The organism is Pelomicrobium sp. G1, assembly GCF_051905455.1.
Taxonomy (GTDB): domain Bacteria; phylum Pseudomonadota; class Gammaproteobacteria; order Burkholderiales; family UBA6910; genus Pelomicrobium.
This window is the reverse complement of sequence record NZ_JBQACR010000001.1, coordinates 107,968-122,812: the sequence shown is the minus strand read 5'-3', so window position 1 is coordinate 122,812 and position 14,845 is coordinate 107,968. Positions and strand designations below refer to the sequence as shown.

Below are 14,845 nucleotides of genomic sequence, written 5' to 3'. Positions count from 1 at the left end.
GGGGCGAATGATAAGGAAATCGGCCCGCTTTGGCAAGGCGCGGGGAAAGCCCTTCTGGGCGAATCCGGGAACTAGAACGCCATCCGCCCTCGCCCGCCCGGTGTCTCTGGATTATCATCGCTCGAGCCTTCCGCCCTCGGCCGAGCGTCCCCGCTTCCTCCATGAATCTTCTGCGCGCCGTCGCCACCGTGAGCAGCATGACGCTGCTCTCCCGGATTCTCGGCTTCGTGCGCGACGTGATCATCGCCCGGGTGTTCGGCGCGGGGCTCGCCACCGACGCTTTTTTCGTCGCCTTCCGCATTCCCAATCTGCTGCGGCGCCTGTTCGCTGAGGGGGCGTTCTCCCAGGCCTTCGTACCGGTGCTGGCGGAGTACCGCAACCGCCATGGCCACCAGGCGATGCGGGAGCTGGTGGACCGGGTGGCGGCGGTGCTCGGTCTCGCCCTGGCGGTGGTGATCCTGCTTGGGGTGGCCGCCGCCCCCCTCATCATCTACGTGAGCGCCCCCGGCTTCTCCGCCACGCCGGAGCGTTTCGAGCTGACCGTGCAGCTCCTGCGCATCACCTTTCCGTACATCGGCTTCATCTCCCTGACCGCCCTGGCCGCCGGCGTCCTCAACACCTACAGCCGCTTTTCGGTGCCCGCCTTCACGCCGGTGTTGCTCAACCTCTCTTTCATCGCCGGCGCTCTGTGGCTCGCCCCCCTCCTCGATCCGCCCGTCCTGGCCCTGGCCTGGGCGGTGTTCATCGGCGGCCTGGCCCAGCTCCTGTTCCAAGTCCCCTTCCTGGTCCGGCTCGATCTGCTGCCCCGCTTCCGCTGGCGCCCGGACGATCCCGGCGTCCGGCGCATCCTAGAGCTCATGGCGCCGGCCCTTTTCGGCGTGTCCATCGGCCAGTTGAGCCTCCTCATCAACACCATCTTCGCTTCGTTCCTGGTCACGGGCAGCGTCTCCTGGCTCTATTACGCCGACCGCTTGATGGAGTTTCCCACCGGGCTCCTGGGCGTGGCCCTCGGCACGGTGCTGCTGCCGAGCCTCTCTAAGCACCACGCCGACCGGAATCCCGAGGAATACTCTAGGCTCCTCGATTGGGGGTTGCGCCTCACCGCGGTCCTCACCCTGCCCGCGGCCGTCGCCCTGGCGGTGCTTTCCGCGCCCCTGATCGCTACCCTGTTCCACCACGGCCAGTTCGGCGCGGAAGACGTCTGGATGACCCGGCGGGCGCTCGTCGCCTACAGCGTGGGCCTGACCGGGCTCATCCTGGTCAAGGTGCTGGCACCGGGTTTCTACGCCCGCCAGGACATCCGCACGCCGGTGCGCGCCGCCGTGGTGACCCTGTTCGCCACCCAGGCCATGAACCTGGCCTTCATCTTTCCCCTAAAGCACGCGGGCCTGGCGCTGGCGATTAGCCTGGGGGCCTGCTTGAACGCGGCGCTCCTGTACCGGCAGCTACGCCGGCAGGGGATCTACCGGCCCGGGGCGGGCTGGGGGTGGTTTCTCGCCAAGATCGCCGCGGCGCTCTCGGCCATGGCGGTCGTGCTGTGGTTCGGAGCGGGGCCCGACGCCGCGTGGCTCGCAATGTCCGCAATGCAGCGCACCGCCCGGCTGGCGGCCGTCATCGCCACCGGGGCGGCCACCTATTTCGCCACCCTATGGCTGCTCGGGTTCCGGCTGGCCCACTTCTCCCGGCGGGCCGCCCATTGAGCCTTCGGTCAATGGTTGAAAAACCATCGAACTCAAGCGCCCCTCGCCTGCTTGAGCAGGCTCCTCACGGTGCTCGAAACTACCACTTCGCCGCTGCGGGCGTAGCGCTCGTGGTTGTCCTCGATGTCCTTCAAGTCGTAAAGGTAATTCACCATGATCCCCAGGGACTGCTTGAGGCCCTTGGGAGAGGCGTCGGCCAGCCAGTTGATCCGCTCCAGGCGCGCCCCGTTGCCCAGGTGAAAGCGCGCCACGGGATCCATCGGGCGGTTGCCCTCCTTAACTTCCACCAGGTAGCGGGCGCAAAGGCGGACGAGGGGGGCCCGCAGGGCCTCCTGGGCCGGCGCCTGTTGCACCCATTCGTTTCCGGACAAAAGCTTGCGCAGCCCCGTCTCCGCGTCCGCCTCGCCGCTCGCCTCCGCGACGCGCTTCGCCTCCGGGGCCGTCAGAACCGGCTCGGGTTTCTCCAGGAGCGCCGTCAGCCAGCGGCGGAAGAAGGGCACGGGCGACAGGGTGGCGAAGGTCTTGAGGTTCGGCAGCTCCTCTCGCAGGTCGTCGATCACCCGCTTCAGCAGGAAATGGCCGAAACTCACCCCCCGCAGGCCCGGCTGGGTGCTGGAGATGGAATAGAACACGGCGGTGTCCGCCTTGCGGGGATCGACGGCGGGCACCCGCTCGTCCAGCAGGGCGTGGATGCTGGCGGCGATGCGCCGCACCAGCGCCACCTCGACGAAGATCAAGGGCTCGTCGGGCATGCGGGGATGGAAAAAGGCGTAGCAGCGGCGGTCCCCGTCCAGCCGGTGCCGCAAGTCGCTCCAAGAGCGGATCTCGTGGACCGCCTCGTAGGCGAACAATTTTTCCAGCAGCATCGCGGGAGACTCCCAGGTGATGCGCCGCAGGTCCAGGAAGCCCACGTCGAACCAGCTCGCCAGCAGCCCCTCCAGTTCCCGGCCCAGGACGGAGAGCTCCGGCGCATCCCGCACCAAGCGCAGCACGTCGGCCCGTAAGTCCACGAGGAACTTCACTCCCTGGGGGAGGGCGTTGAACTGGGTGAAGATGCGAAGCCGGGGCGGCTGCAACGCCTCCGCCAGCCGGGCGGCAGCCAAGGCCCGGTCGCCTTCAGGCGTGCGCCGGTAAGCGTCGATGGCCCGATCCACCGCCGCCAGGTCGGGACCGAACTCCCGGGCCAGGAGTCGCAGAAACTCCCGCCGCCCCGGATCGGGAAGGGCGAGATAGGTCTCCCCGATCTCGGCCGCCCGGGCCCGAGCGGAGACCTGGCCCCCCACTTCCTGGACGCACTCGGTGAGGGTATGGCGCAGGCGCGCAAGCTGGCGCGGGCTCAGATGGCGGGCCGCGTCCGCCTCCTCATTCCCGCGGGCCGAGGAGGCGACCTCCTGCCACAGTTCCCGCAAGCTTCTCCAGCCTCGGGCCAGAAATCCTGAACGCTCGACGTCTTCCACGGGATGCTCCGTCATCGCGGGCGTGCGCCGCTGCTTCCCGCCGGCGGCGGTCGAACCCGCTTCGTGAACCTAAGCAACGCCCATGCCCGCCAGGAAGACCGGGGAAAGCGCCCCAGGGTTCCCTCGGGGGTGGATCAAAGCTCGAAGCCCGAGGCCCGGCGCTCAAAGCTGGTAGTCGCTGCCGCGTCCGGCCAAAGTGGCCTCCACCACTTGCCGCGACAAATGGGGGGCGAAGAGTTGGATGAAGTCATAGATGTAGCCCCGCAGATACGCCCCCCGCCGCAGGGCGATGCGGGTCACGCTGGACTCGAACAGATGGCTCGCGTCGAGGGCTTTGAGACTCTTGTCCTCTTGGGGATCGTAGGCCATGCGGGCCACGATGCCAATGCCCAGGCCCAGCCTCACGTAGGTCTTGATCACGTCCGCATCGATAGCGGTCAGCACCACGTTGGGCTTCAAGCCCCGTTGCTCGAACGCCCGCTGGATCTGGGAGCGCCCGGTGAAGGCGAAGTCGTAGGTGATGAGGGGATAGCGGGCGATCGCCTCCAGGGTGAGCGTCGATTCCTTGAGCAGAGGGTGACGGGGTGGCGTCACCACGCAATGATTCCACTGGTAGCAGGGCAGCGTCACTAGTTTGTCGTAGAGGGCGAGGGATTCGGTGGCGATGGCCAGATCCGCCTCCGCCGCGATGACGGCTTCGGCGATCTGCTGGGGGTTGCCCTGCTTGAGGCTCAACCTGACCTGGGGGTACTGGGCGCGGAATTCCTGGATCACCGGCGGAAGCGCATAGCGGGCCTGGGTATGGGTGGTGGCGATCACCAGGTTGCCGCTCGCCTGGGCGCTGTATTCCTCACCCACCCGCTTCAGGTTCTCCACTTCGTCGAGAATGCGGCGGGCGATGGCGAGGGCCGCCTCCCCGGGCGGGGTGATCTCCGTGATGCGCTTGCCTTTGCGCACGAATAGCCGCACGCCCAGCTCCTCTTCCAGCATCCGGATCTGCTTGCTGATGCCAGGCTGGGAGGTATAGAGGGCGTTGGCCGCCTCGGAGACGTTCAGGCCCTGCTTGGCCACCTCGCAGAAATAACGCAACTGCTGCAGCTTCATGTCAGGTCAAATACCAGTAAGTTATTAAAGTCTAACACAATATTCTTTGCCAGTATTAACCCTCCTGCTACCATGCTCACGGCCCTAGAGCCGGCGACTCTTGTTTCGCCTTCTCGAGAAGCGAAAAACAGAATCCGTGGTCCGGTGTACGGCGAGATGAATCGGCGCCCGGAGGACGAAAGGGCGCCCCGGGGCGAGGAAGCGCCGCTCCCGAGGCGGCCCAGGGACCGGGAAAGAATGCGCGGCAAAGTCTATTTCGTAGGGGCCGGACCAGGGGCCCCCGACCTGATCACGGTGCGTGGAGCGCGCCTTCTGGCCCAGGCGCACATCGTGTTCCACGACGCCCTGGTGCACCCGGACATCCTGGCGTTGGCGCCGCAGGCGAGGATCGTGAACGTGGGCAAGCGCCACAACGGCGCGGCGGTGGACCAACGCTTCATCCATCGCAGCCTGGCCCAGGCGGCGCGCCGCTGTGCCGTGGTCGTGCGCCTCAAGGGAGGCGACCCAACCCTGTTCGGCCGGCTCCAGGAGGAAATCGAAGCCCTTGAGTCCCAGGGAATCCCGTACGAGGTGGTCCCCGGGGTCACCGCGGCCACCGCGGCCGCCGCCGCTCTGGGCGTCTCTCTTACCCGACGGGGATCCGGCCGCAGCATCGCCCTCGTGACGCCCCGCGTCGGCCGGGGGGAGACCCCGACCGACTGGGCCGCTGGGGCGGCCGCGGCGGACACCTTGGCCATCTACATGGGAGCGAGCCAGGCGGCCCAGGTCGCCGCCACCTTGATTGCCCAAGGAAAACCCGCCGCCACGCCCGTCGCCCTGGTAGAAAACGCCACCCTGGACGGGGAGCGCCATCTCCTGACTACCCTCGGAGCGCTCCTGGAGGGCATTCCCCTGGAGACCCAGGGCCCAGTCCTGATCCTGGCAGGCCGGGCGGCCGAAGCCCTCGCTGCACGAGCTCTCCAGACGGAAACGCTTCCCCTTCCCCTCTTGCTGTCCCATTGAGCCCGCGGTAAATGGTTGACTAACCCCTTACCCTTGTCGAGGGCCGAGCGTCGTCAAGCATTTTTTAGGATGCCGGTTAAGGCAGGCCCCCCTTCGCCCCAAAAAGCTGGACCAGCGGGGCGAAAACACGCTATCATTCAAGCTTTTATTCCATTCGATGGTCATCCGCCGCGGCATACCGCGCGCCTCGATCGGACCCCTGGCCCTCACGATCGGGAATTTCGATGGGGTCCACCTGGGCCACCAGGCCATGCTCTCGCGCCTGGTGGCGGCGGCGCGCGCCCTGGGAATGCCCGCCTGCGTGATGACCTTCGAGCCCCATCCGCGGGAGTTCTTCGCTCCCGACCAGGCGCCCGCCCGGCTCACCAGCCTGCGGGAGAAGCTGGAGCTGCTGGGCCGCACCGGCATCGACCGGGTGCAGATCGTGCGCTTCGACTACCGTTTCGCCCAGGTGAGCGCGGAGCTTTTCGTCACCCAGGTGCTGCACCAGGCGCTGGGGGCCCGCTGGGTACTGGTGGGAGACGACTTCCGTTTCGGCGCCCGGCGGGCGGGCGACTTCGCCATGCTGGTTCGCCTGGGCCGGGAGTTGGGCTTCCGGGTGGAAGCCATGTCCACGGTGAGCGTGGGGGGCTTACGGGTTTCCAGCACCGCGGTGCGCGAGGCGCTGGCCCTCGGGGATCTGGACACGGCGCGCCGGCTCCTCGGCCGGCCCTACAGCATCAGCGGCCGGGTGGTGGACGGCCAAAAACTGGGCAAGAAGCTCGGCTTTCCCACCGCCAACGTGCTCATGAAGCACAATCGCCCGCCCCTCATGGGCATCTTCGCGGTAGAAGTAGAAGGCATCGAGGCGCGGCCGATGCGGGGGGTGGCGAGCCTGGGAATGCGACCCACCCTCCATGACCAGGGGCGCCCCACCCTGGAAGTGCACCTGCTCGATTTCGACCGCCTGATCTACGGCAGGCACCTGCGGGTCAACTTTCTCGCCAAGCTGCGGGACGAGGAAAAGTATCCGGACCTGGAGAGTCTCGCTCGCCAGATCGCCCGCGACGTGGAGCAGGCCCGCCAGCTTTTTGCCGCTATGGACCAGACCCAGCCCGCGGTGCGCTAACCGCCCGACGGCCGCCCGTTCAATGAAAAGACACCCTCGCCCATGACCGACTACAAAAAGACGCTGAACCTTCCCGAGACTCCCTTCCCCATGCGCGGCGAGCTGGCCCGGCGCGAGCCCGCGATGCTCAAACGCTGGCAGGAAAAGCGCCTCTACCAGCGCCTCCGGGAAGCCGCCCGCGGCCGGCCGAAGTTCATCCTCCACGACGGCCCGCCCTACGCCAACGGGGACATCCATATCGGCCACGCGGTCAACAAGATCCTCAAGGACATCATCATCAAGAGCAAGGCGCTGGCGGGATTCGACGCCCCTTACGTGCCGGGATGGGACTGCCACGGGCTGCCCATCGAGCATCAGGTGGAAAAGCAGCACGGGAAGCATCTGCCGCCCGCCCGGTTCCGGGAGCTGTGCAGGCAATACGCCGCCGCCCAGGTCAAGCGCCAGAAGGCGGACTTCATCCGCCTGGGGATCCTGGGGGACTGGGATCATCCCTACCTCACCATGGACTACAAGACGGAGGCCGACATCATCCGCGCTTTCGGCCAGATCCACCGCAATGGCTACCTCCAGCGGGGGGAGCGGCCGGTCAACTGGTGTCTGGAATGCGGATCCGCCCTGGCGGAGGCGGAGGTGGAGTACGAGGACCGCACGTCTCCCGCCATCGACGTGGCCTTCCCGGTGGCGGACCTCGGGACCCTCGCCCGGGCGCTGGGCTTGCCCTCCTTGAGCGAGCCCGCCTACGCCGTGATCTGGACCACCACGCCCTGGACCTTGCCGGCGAACCAGGCCGTCGCCGTGCACCCGGAATTCACTTACGCGCTGATCCAAACCCCCGGGGGACTGCTGATTCTGGCCCAGGACCTGGCGGAAGCGTGCATTAAGCGCTACGGATACGAATCGGTGGAAGTCTTCGCCCGCTTCAAGGGCGCACGCCTCGAGGGCATCCCCCTCAGGCACCCGTTCTATGATCGGCGGGTGCCCCTCATCTGCGCGGAGCATGTCACCCTGGAGGCGGGCACGGGCCTGGTGCACACGGCCCCCGCCCACGGCCTGGAGGACTTCGTCATCGGCAGCCGCTACGGCTTGCCGGTGGACAACCCCGTGGGCGACGACGGCCGCTTTTCCCCCGCCATGCCCCTGGTGGGGGGGCTCTCGGTATGGGACGCCAACCCGGTGATCATCGAAGTGCTAGAGAAAAACGGGGCACTGCTGCACCGGGAAACCGTCCGGCACAGCTATCCCCACTGCTGGCGCCACAAGACCCCCATTATCTTCCGCGCCACCACCCAGTGGTTCATCATGATGGACACCGACACCCACCGCGGGCCGGACGGGGCGCCGCGGGAGCATCGGAGGCTGCGGGAGGTGGCCCTGGAGGCCGTGGCGGCGACCCGCTTTTTCCCGAGCTGGGGCCGGGCGCGGCTGGAGGCCATGATCCAGAACCGCCCGGACTGGTGCGTCTCCAGGCAGCGCAATTGGGGCGTGCCGATCCCTTTCTTCGTGGACCGGGAATCCGGCGAGCTGCACCCGCGCACCCTCGAGCTGCTGGAGGAGGTCGCCCGGCGGGTGGAGGCGCGCGGCATCGAAGCCTGGTTTTCCCTGGATGCGACGGAGCTGCTGGGACCGGAGGCGGATCGCTATCAGAAGCTCACCGACATCCTGGACGTGTGGTTCGATTCCGGCGTGACCCACGACACGGTGTTGAAGCGGCATCCCGAACTCGCCCATCCGGCTGACCTCTACTTGGAGGGCTCCGACCAGCACCGGGGCTGGTTCCAGTCGTCCCTGCTTACCGGCGCGGCCATCGACGGCCGCGCCCCTTACCGGGCGCTCCTCACCCACGGCTTCGTGGTGGACGGGGAAGGCCACAAGATGAGCAAGTCGCGGGGCAACGTGATCGCCCCGCAAGAGGTGGCGGGAACCCTGGGCGCCGACATCCTGCGGCTGTGGGTGGCAGCCACCGATTACTCCGGCGAGCTTTCCATCTCCGACGAGATCCTGAAGCGGGTGGTGGAGATGTACCGACGCATCCGCAACACCCTGCGCTTCCTGCTGGCCAACGTGTCCGACTTCGATTCCCGCCGCCATAGCCTGCCCGTGGAGGAATGGCTGGAGATCGACCGCTACGCCCTGGCGCTGCTCGCCGCCCTTCAGCGCTCAGTGATAGACGACTACGAGCGCTACGAATTCCACTTGATCGTGCAGAAGCTCCATCACTTTTGCTCCGAGGAGCTGGGAGCCTTCTATCTCGATATCCTCAAGGACCGGCTTTACACGACGGGGCGCGACAGCAGGCCGCGCCGCGCGGCGCAGACCGTCCTGCACCACATGGCCCACAGTCTGCTGCGGCTATTCGCGCCCATCCTGTCGTTCACCGCCGAGGAGGCTTGGGAGGTCCTCACCGGCGCGCCCGAGGACAGCGTGTTCCTGCACCAATGGCACCAGCTTCCTGAGATCCCGGATCCGGAGCGGCTCATGGCTCGCTGGGCCAGGATCCGGGAGGTGCGCTCGGCCGTGCAAAAGCACCTGGAGAACCTGCGGGTCGAGGACAGGATCGGCTCCTCCCTGCAGGCCAGCGTGGAGATCCGCGCCCGGGGCGAGACGTACGACGTCCTCGCCTCCCTGGGAGACGACCTGCGGCTCGTGCTCCTCACCTCCCACGCGGTCGCGGTCCGGGTCGACCGGGCCGAGGACGAAGGCGTTTCGGCGGTGCCGATCCCCCATCCCAAGTGCGAGCGTTGCTGGCATTATCGCGCCGACGTGGGCTGCCACCCCGACCACCCCACCCTTTGCGGGCGCTGTATCGCGAACCTTTTCGGCGCCGGCGAGCCCCGGGTTTATGCGTGAGCGACAAATCTACCGGCAAGGGGGCGGCCGGTCCTACCGCACGGCGGCGCTGCTGGTGGCGGGGATCGTCCTGGTCGTGGACTTCCTGACCAAGCGCTGGATCGAGGCGAGCTTCGCCCCTGGCGCCGTGGTCCCGGTGACCCCCTTCTTCAACCTGGTACTGACCTTCAACCGGGGCGCCGCCTTCAGCCTATTCGCCGACGCGTCCGGCTGGCAGCGGGAATTTTTCATCGGCATCGCCGTGGCCGCGTCGGCCTCGATCCTTTACCTGCTCCGTCGCCACCGGGGAGAGTTTCTCTTCTGCCTGGCCCTGGGACTGATCTTGGGCGGGGCGCTGGGAAACCTGTGGGACCGGATCACCCTGGGTCACGTGGTGGATTTCCTCGACTTCCACCTGGCCGGCTACCACTGGCCCGCCTTCAACGTGGCGGATGCGGCGATCACATGCGGGGCGATGACGCTGCTGTGGGACGCCTTCCGCGGAAGCCGGAGGCGCCGGTGAGCATGTCCGGCCGGCGGGTGGCCTGCAGCGGCGACCGGGTAAGCCTGCACTATCGGCTCGCGGCCGCCGACGGGACCGAGATCTCGACCACTTTCGGGGAGACCCCCGTCCTCCTCACCTTGGGCACGGGCGAGCTTCACTCGAGCCTGGAGCGGATCGTGCTCGGCCTCGCCCCGGGCGAGCGGCGGACGGTCTTTCTCGCGGCGGCGGAAGCCTTCGGCTTGAGCCGGCCCGAGCTGGAGCAGACCCTTCCCCGGGAAGTCTTTCCCGCCGAGGTGGCGCCGGAGCCGGGCCGGCTCCTGGAGTTCACCCTCCCGAGCGGGGATACCTTGTCCGGCGTCGTGTGTCGGGTGGAAAAAGACACGGTCACCGTGGATTTCAACCACCCTTTGAGCGACTGCGACGTGATTTTCGAGGTGGAGCTGGTGGAAATCCTGGAATAGCCGCGCCGCGACCGGGGTATCCTCCGGCGCCGGCATAGGCTAGCATCGACTTTTGCAACCTTTCGGATCACTTTTATGGACGTTCTTCTCGCCAATCCCCGCGGTTTCTGCGCCGGCGTCGACCGGGCGATCGAAATCGTCGAGCGGGCGCTCGCTCTCTATGGCGCGCCGGTTTACGTGCGCCACGAAGTGGTCCACAACCGCTACGTGGTGGACGACCTGCGTCGCAAGGGGGCGATCTTCGTGGAAACCCTGGAAGAAGTGCCTCCGGGCAGCGTGGTCATCTTCAGCGCCCATGGCGTGTCCCAGGCGGTGCGTCGTGAAGCGCAGGCCCGGGATCTGCGAGTGCTGGACGCCACCTGCCCGCTGGTGACCAAGGTCCACGTGGAAGTGGCCCGCATGCGGGCCCAGGGGCGGGAAATCGTCATGATCGGCCACCGCGGCCATCCCGAGGTCGAGGGCACCATGGGGCAGTGCGAAGGCGGCATCTATCTGGTCGAATCCGTCGAGAACGTGGAGCGGCTTCGAGTGGCGGACGAAAACAACCTGGCCTTCGTCACCCAGACCACTCTCTCGGTGGACGACACCCTGAAGATCGTGGCGGCGCTGAAAAAGCGCTTCCCACGCATCGTGGGCCCCCGCAAAGACGACATCTGCTACGCCACCCAGAACCGCCAGGACGCGGTGAAGCTCCTGGCCAGCCAGTGCCCGGTGATCATCGTGGTGGGCTCGCCCAACAGCTCCAACTCCAACCGCCTGCGGGAGGTGGCGCAAAGCGCCGGCGCCCGGGCCCACCTGGTGGACTCCGCCCAGGAAATCCAACCGGCCTGGGTGCAGGGGCAACCCCGGATCGGCGTCACCGCCGGGGCATCGGCGCCGGAGCTGCTGGTGCGCCAGGTGGTCGCCCGCCTGCGAGAATTGGGGGCGGACCAGGTGATCGAGCTGGAAGGCATCGAGGAAGCGGTCACGTTCCCCCTGCCCCGATCGTTGTTGTCCGCCAGCGCGGAAGGATAGCTCGACGGCGGTCGGGCACCCAGGCATGGTGCTTGAGCGAAGCCTGCCTGCGCCGCACGGGTCGCGGAAGGCGGGCGAAACGCGCCGAACGACGTCAGCGAACGGTGCGCCGAAGCGCACCGTGCTACCAAAAAACTACTTGATCAACTCCCGCCAGGAGATCTTGCGGCCGCCCCCGCCGCCGCCCCCCGTGTGCACGCCCAGCGTTTCCTTGTTCCCGGCGGCGCCGGTGGTGATGACCTTGAGCTGGCCGCTGGGAAGCCGCACGATCACCATGCCCACGGCCAGGGTGTTGCCCGGCAGCTTGGTCGCCACAATGTGGGACGGGGCCGTCGCCACGTAGCCGCCCGTGGCATAGTTAAACTGGTAGATCCAGCTTTCCCCTCCCACCGTGCAGGGCGTCGCGCTGGGAATGTTACTCGCCACCACCAGGGTTCCCAGCACGAGTTGGGGATCCAGGTTGACCCGCTCGCCCGGGGACAAATTGGCGGGATTCAGATCCACGTACCAGCCGGTACCCGAAGTCCAATCCACCGGATTGTTGCTGATGGTGCGGGTCGTCGGGTCCAATTGGGTGATGGCTTGCTGGACGGCGCCGCTCGCGCGGAAGTTCCCATGGGCGACATTGCTGTCCTTGATGGCGTAGATCGACTGCTGGTACGCGTAGGGCAGCCCCAGCGTGGCGGGATCCACTAAGTCGTTCACGCCCAGATAGCGTCCCGTGCCGACGTAAACCACTCGATGGCCGAGCACCAGTCCGAGCTCGGGGGAGACCGTTACCGACTGGGGCTTGCCACTTCCGTCCTTGAGCTCGGCGATCTTGAGCACCCCGGGCGGGTCAGTCTGCAAGTCGAAGCGCCACACATTACCCAGCAGGTCGCCGCCATAGACCCACTTGGCCGTGTTGTTCAGGTTGAAGTCGTCGGCGTAGGCGCTGATCTTGGCTAGGCCGCTGGGAGTCGCCGTATCCCCCACCCCCGTGTCCACCTTGCGCAGCACCGCCCCGGTCCCGGCGTCGAGGATGAAGAGGTACCCGCGCCCCGTGCCGGGGCTCACGTTGTTGTAGCCCGAGGTCACCAGCACGACCCACTTGCCGTCCGTCGGCCGCTGGGTGATCACCGGGTTGCCATAGCTGTAGCCCATGTCCGGATCGGACACGGCACACAGGGTGCTGTCATGGCAAATTTCCCACAGGGCCTTGGGATTGGCGGGATCGGTGATGTCCAAGGCGTAGTATCCCCGTCCGCCGGCGTTCAGCCCGCCTACCAGGATGGTCCTCCAGGCGCCCCCGATCACCACGTCCATGACCTGGGGCGAGCCGTCGACGAAGAAGCTGTGGGTGGCGGCGTAATTGGCCTCCGCCAGCTTGTAAAGGTTCGGCAGCAGCATGCGGGGCACGTAAGCCCAGCGCTCTTCCCCCGTATCGGCGTTGAAGGCGTGCAGCATGCCGTCGTTGGCAGCCACGTAGAGCATCGCCTGGCGGGCGCCGTTCGCCACTTTGAACGCCGCATAGTCGGGGGTGGCGGGACTGGTAAAGCCGAACCGAGGGGCCTTCACGTATACCGGTTTCGCGCTCACCGGATCGCCCAGCGTGAGCTCTCGATCCCGGTAGAGGGTTCCCTCATGCTGGGTCTGGCCCCGCAGATAATTGACCAGATTCTGCCCCTTGTTGGCCTCCGACTTCTGGGCATCGGTCAGCGAGGAACACTGGGAGAAGGTGCCGCACACCTTGTTGTCGAAGTACCCCTGCTCTCCCGAGGTCAGGCCAGCCCATGAAAACGCCTTTAGTTTGGTCGCCGCTCCGGAATCGAAGGTATAGATCGTGCGCGCGTCTGAAGTTGAAGATACTTTGCTGTTGAGGGGTGAGGGACCGCCCGTGGTGGACCATTCCAACGTGCTCACCACATTTCCGGTCGCCGGGTCGATCCGCTGGGCGACGATTTCTCCGTCCCACTTCACCGTCCGGAAGGTGGAGCTGTAGATGAAGTTGTCAGTCTCGGTCACGTTGGGGCTGCTGGTGGCCGCCGCCGCGGCCGCCCCGGTGCGGGCACTCAAGGCGGAAAGCGATCCGGCGATGCCCGAGCTCAAGGAGTTGGGATCCGTAGCGCTGAAATAAATGCCGCGACCGTTGACGGCGGCGTGCCACAAATCGTCCAATGCGCTGGGCGAATCGGCTGCGGGTACCGGCCAGTTGCAAACTGCGCCAGAGCTGCCCCAAGAGCAACCCTTGGTGGCGGTCTTGATCTTGTAAAAATCTCCACTGGTGGCCGTTTCGTAGTCGGATCGGTAGTCCATCAGTCCGGAGAGCCCCAGTCCCAGGGTAAACGTGACCATGTGCTGATGGGCCGCCGAGTCCCTTGAAGTCGTGGGCACGTTGTCTTCCAGGGAGGGGCGCAAATCCGTCTTGTAGTAATACATAGCCACATCGGCCAGCGTGTTGCTGGCTCCGGAAAGGCCTCCATCGTAGGCGCCGTCCGAGCGCTTGGAATAGCCGCTGTCCACATTGTCCTGGTTGCCGATCGAAGTTCCATCGATCTTCTGGCCTGCGTTGCTGTTCCAGTAACCGTCGGTGGTCAGCAACGTGAAATTTTGCTGGCAGGAAAACTGCACCGGATCGTCCGGCATGCCGTTATTGATCCCCGTTGTCACACCAGCGTAGTGCCTCCCCACCCGGGAGAGCGCCTCGCGCAGAGGCGTACCCCCTCCAGGACTGATTGCGTAGAACTTGGAATACCAACTTCCCTTATGGGTGGCGTCGAACTTATCGAGCTTCAAGTATTGACTGCTGCTCACCGGGCTGCCCGGGTTGATCGTAATGAAGCCTACCCGATAAGCATCCCCGATGGTGTTGAAAGCGCGACCCGCCGCGGTTTTCATCATGAGCATGCGGGTGCGGTAATAAGACCACCAATTGGCGAAGTTCCTGGCTTCCTCCTCGTAGGTGCAATTGGGCGGGGTGGCGCAATCCGTACGGTTGGCGCGCACGTCGGGTGCGCCAGACCAGAGCGTCTCTCCGCCATAGTTGGTCTTGGCTGGAACAATGTCGGTTCGCGTGAATTTTCCGTAACGGACGTAACGATGGGTGCTGCTGTCGTATTTGGCTTGGCACTTTGGCTTCCCCCCCGAGGTTCCGCTTACCACACCACCGTCACTTGCAATGCTGGCGGATTGACAATAGCGAACATATGCGGGCACCGGATAGGTAGCTGTCGGTCCGCTCGACCCCACGCAGTCCACAAGCGTACTGTCGGCGCACCATTCCCGAGGTTTGATGGTGAAATAGTGGGGGTTGCTGTTTCGGGTACGAGGAAACTTGTAATTGCTGCTTGTGGAACTAACGGCTCCGTCTGGCAAACCGTTGGCCGCTGAATTGGAGTCGTAGAGGAACGGGGAAAGAACTTCTATCCCATGCCTTTTACATTTATCCGGATAGTTGGCATCATTGTTGGCGTTATCCGAGCTTCCTTTGCAATAGACCGTTTCGGGAAAGCTTTTAGTCAAGTCCGTAGTGGATCCGGTTGGAAAGCGATAAGGGTCGTCTCTCGCCGCCGTTATGCTTTGGTCTCCGTAGCTAGTGCCGTCGGCTTTCAATCCCGGCTTGTAAGTGATTTGGGGGTTGTAGAACTGGGTATTAAATTGGGCCGAGTAATAGGGCGGGTCTCCCGGCT

10 protein-coding genes are annotated in these 14,845 nt (G+C 65.8%); 7 read left to right on the top strand and 3 right to left on the bottom strand.

The genetic code is table 11. The features are described 5' to 3' along the window. Positions 1-161: 161 nt before the first annotated feature. Positions 162-1,700 (top strand): murein biosynthesis integral membrane protein MurJ, encoded by a 1,539-nt coding sequence (murJ, locus tag ACTFO6_RS00610; RefSeq protein ID WP_439932517.1) that lies wholly within the window; start codon positions 162-164, stop codon positions 1,698-1,700. Positions 1,701-1,732: 32 nt separating this feature from the next. On the opposite strand, the gene ACTFO6_RS00605 is transcribed toward murJ, so the two are convergent. Together ACTFO6_RS00605 and cysB are read right to left on the bottom strand one after the other, a co-directional pair. Continuing rightward, entirely contained in the window at positions 1,733-3,157 is a 1,425-nt protein-coding gene (locus ACTFO6_RS00605) for a malonyl-CoA decarboxylase (protein WP_439932516.1), read from the bottom strand. A 162-nt stretch (positions 3,158-3,319) separates the two neighbouring features. Next, positions 3,320-4,261, bottom strand: coding sequence for an HTH-type transcriptional regulator CysB (cysB, locus tag ACTFO6_RS00600; RefSeq protein ID WP_439932515.1), 942 nt, complete (start codon positions 4,259-4,261; stop codon positions 3,320-3,322). A 237-nt stretch (positions 4,262-4,498) separates the two neighbouring features. Here cysB and cobA point away from each other — a divergent pair, with 237 nt between their 5' ends. The 6 genes from cobA to ispH all read left to right on the top strand — a co-directional run bounded on the left by cobA (position 4,499) and on the right by ispH (position 11,177). Next, positions 4,499-5,263: a uroporphyrinogen-III C-methyltransferase gene (gene cobA, locus ACTFO6_RS00595; protein WP_439932514.1), complete on the top strand. Its 765-nt coding sequence runs from the start codon at positions 4,499-4,501 to the stop codon at positions 5,261-5,263. A gap of 157 nt (positions 5,264-5,420) precedes the next feature. Then, positions 5,421-6,371, top strand: coding sequence for a bifunctional riboflavin kinase/FAD synthetase (locus ACTFO6_RS00590; RefSeq protein WP_439932513.1), 951 nt, complete (start codon positions 5,421-5,423; stop codon positions 6,369-6,371). Between the two features lie 42 nt (positions 6,372-6,413). Next, positions 6,414-9,218, top strand: coding sequence for an isoleucine--tRNA ligase (ileS, locus tag ACTFO6_RS00585; protein ID WP_439932512.1), 2,805 nt, complete (start codon positions 6,414-6,416; stop codon positions 9,216-9,218). Beyond that, positions 9,211-9,720, top strand: coding sequence for a signal peptidase II (gene lspA, locus ACTFO6_RS00580; protein ID WP_439932511.1), 510 nt, complete (start codon positions 9,211-9,213; stop codon positions 9,718-9,720). Before ileS ends, lspA begins: the two co-directional genes overlap by 8 nt. Before the next feature lie 2 nt (positions 9,721-9,722). Next, complete coding sequence (locus ACTFO6_RS00575; RefSeq protein ID WP_439932777.1) at positions 9,723-10,163, top strand: FKBP-type peptidyl-prolyl cis-trans isomerase; 441 nt, start codon at positions 9,723-9,725, stop codon at positions 10,161-10,163. 75 nt (positions 10,164-10,238) lie between these two features. Then, positions 10,239-11,177 carry a 4-hydroxy-3-methylbut-2-enyl diphosphate reductase gene (ispH, locus tag ACTFO6_RS00570; RefSeq protein ID WP_439932510.1) on the top strand — a complete coding sequence of 313 codons (939 nt, stop codon included), beginning with the start codon at positions 10,239-10,241 and terminating at the stop codon, positions 11,175-11,177. Between the two features lie 135 nt (positions 11,178-11,312). Here the strand turns inward: ispH and ACTFO6_RS00565 are convergent, their stop codons facing one another. Then, the gene (locus ACTFO6_RS00565) at positions 11,313-14,162 is read right to left on the bottom strand and encodes a pilus assembly protein (protein WP_439932509.1); all 2,850 of its coding nucleotides are present in this window, start codon (positions 14,160-14,162) and stop codon (positions 11,313-11,315) included. Between the last annotated feature and the right edge of the window lie 683 nt (positions 14,163-14,845).

What these genes read in the sequence shown, in the direction of transcription:
- murJ (WP_439932517.1), top strand. Translation starts at nt 162, where the DNA reads ATGAATCTTCTGCGCGCCGTCGCCACCGTGAGCAGCATGACGCTGCTC.
- cysB (WP_439932515.1), bottom strand. Translation starts at nt 4,261, where the DNA reads ATGAAGCTGCAGCAGTTGCGTTATTTCTGCGAGGTGGCCAAGCAGGGC.
- cobA (WP_439932514.1), top strand. Translation starts at nt 4,499, where the DNA reads ATGCGCGGCAAAGTCTATTTCGTAGGGGCCGGACCAGGGGCCCCCGAC.
- ACTFO6_RS00590 (WP_439932513.1), top strand. Translation starts at nt 5,421, where the DNA reads ATGGTCATCCGCCGCGGCATACCGCGCGCCTCGATCGGACCCCTGGCC.
- ileS (WP_439932512.1), top strand. Translation starts at nt 6,414, where the DNA reads ATGACCGACTACAAAAAGACGCTGAACCTTCCCGAGACTCCCTTCCCC.
- lspA (WP_439932511.1), top strand. Translation starts at nt 9,211, where the DNA reads ATGCGTGAGCGACAAATCTACCGGCAAGGGGGCGGCCGGTCCTACCGC.
- ACTFO6_RS00575 (WP_439932777.1), top strand. Translation starts at nt 9,723, where the DNA reads ATGTCCGGCCGGCGGGTGGCCTGCAGCGGCGACCGGGTAAGCCTGCAC.
- ispH (WP_439932510.1), top strand. Translation starts at nt 10,239, where the DNA reads ATGGACGTTCTTCTCGCCAATCCCCGCGGTTTCTGCGCCGGCGTCGAC.